This window comes from Paenibacillus naphthalenovorans, from assembly GCF_900099895.1.
Lineage (GTDB): Bacteria > Bacillota > Bacilli > Paenibacillales > NBRC-103111 > Paenibacillus_G > Paenibacillus_G naphthalenovorans.
Window position 1 is genome coordinate 1 of the sequence record NZ_FNDY01000080.1, and the last position, 1,737, is coordinate 1,737.

Below are 1,737 nucleotides of genomic sequence, written 5' to 3' on the forward strand. Positions count from 1 at the left end.
TTAGGGCTTGCTGAACAAGATTAGTTCCATCTACACCCAACGCAAGTCTCTAAACCCGAGCAGTCTGAAGAAAAGCAAAAAGAGAACACGCAGTCGCCTCTCCAGATTCATGACCAGAAACTGAAGGGCGATGACGGTCAAACTGGTTTCGGCGCCACGCGCCCGAATGCGACCTAGACCCAATTTGCGCTTGCCTTCTCCAAATTTTCCTTCGATCGCATTACGCTTTACAGCGTCCTGGCGCTCTTGCCGACGATCGGCGACTTCACTTTGCTCTTTCGAGGGTCTGCCGAGCTTCGGGCCACTAAGGCGAATCCCTAGCGCTTTGCAATAGTTCAGGTTGTCACGATTGCGGTAGATTTTATCCGCTAGAATGACGGCGGGATAATACCCGAATCGCTGTTTGTACGCTTCCACCGATGCTTGCAGCGTGGTTGCCTCGTTGAAGCTGTCCCACTGTGCCGTTTCGATCCAAGCGTAACCGTCCACCAGACTGGCGGCGATTTTGGCACCGAACTCCACGTTCGCTCCAGCTTTGCCTCGAACCATCGGACGTACATGTGGCTGTTCGATACTCACGATGCGATCGGCGACGATATGTGTTTTCTTCTCCATCATTTCGCGCTGCTGACGGTAGAGCTCCGAGATGATCAGAAGCTGGCGACAGTGTCTTTTGCTCAGTTCCGTGAGAGGCGTATACTTCACGAGGGCTTCAATAATCCGCAGATTCCGTCCCACGTAGCCAAGTTGCTTTTTGATCGCTTTGCGGATCACCTTGCCCGATGCCTTGCGTTGCTTGCAAACACTCAAGTACGATTTTCTGGCTTTCTCGCGGTACGTGCGCGGCTTCTCCATTGCTCCGACATGGGGACGGTGCAGTACGTCGATGATGTCTTCCAGGATTTCACGGGCGTGATTCAGCAGCCCCAAGTCCGTCGGATACTTGATGTCCGCAGGCGCGCATGTCGCATCCAGCATGAGGGTGCCCTTGTTCATGACTTCCGCTGTCGGTGCGGCTGTAGGTGGCAGGACGTGTAGCTTTTTCGCCATGTTGCGGGGTTTCTTCGCCACAACAGGGGGCTCCTCGGGAATGGAGAAAGCGTCCCCTACCTCCATGGTGAGCTGCGAGCCACCCGCGTCGTTGTCGTCGTCATCGCGATCTCGCTTGGACGATTTCGGTTTCGCCTCGGCCTCTCGATCTGCTTGCAGCGCGGCTTGGGCGATCCAGTCATTGACTTCAGCTAGGATTTCCAAGCCGAGCCGTTCCCGAAAATGCGTGAGCAGGGAGTGATGAAACGGCACTTCATCGACATACGCGGTGTAGCCCAAGAAGAACTGCAAATATGGATTTTCCTGGATTTGTAAGGTGGTCTCGCGGTCGCTTAAACCAAGGCGCTCCTTGATGATGAGCGAGCCAAGGGCGATACGTGCCGAGTACGCCTTTTGGCCGATAGCTGGGGACTGGAACGATCTCACATATTTCTCTTCTACTTTGTCCCAAGGGATGATCGCCGCAAGCTGCACCCACCGATTGGTTGGATTTAATTTTCCGCCAAAGGGCAAATAGAAGTTTTCCAACAGGTCTGCCATATCTCGATTCAGCACGAACATTTTCGCTCACTCCATCTGCAAGGTTTTTTACCGATTCTCCGTGTTTTCTTTGCAGATGAATTCGACAAAAGTGCCTCTAAACCCTTGTGACATAAGGATTTTTTGATTATTCAGCAAGCCCTAATT

Annotated in this window: 1 protein-coding gene; it reads right to left on the reverse strand. The window is 53.0% G+C overall.

Annotated elements, in window-relative coordinates:
- Positions 1-30: 30 nt before the first annotated feature.
- Positions 31-1,611: an IS5 family transposase gene (locus tag BLT35_RS26010; RefSeq protein ID WP_054820363.1), complete on the reverse strand. Its 1,581-nt coding sequence runs from the start codon at positions 1,609-1,611 to the stop codon at positions 31-33.
- Positions 1,612-1,737: the final 126 nt, after the last annotated feature.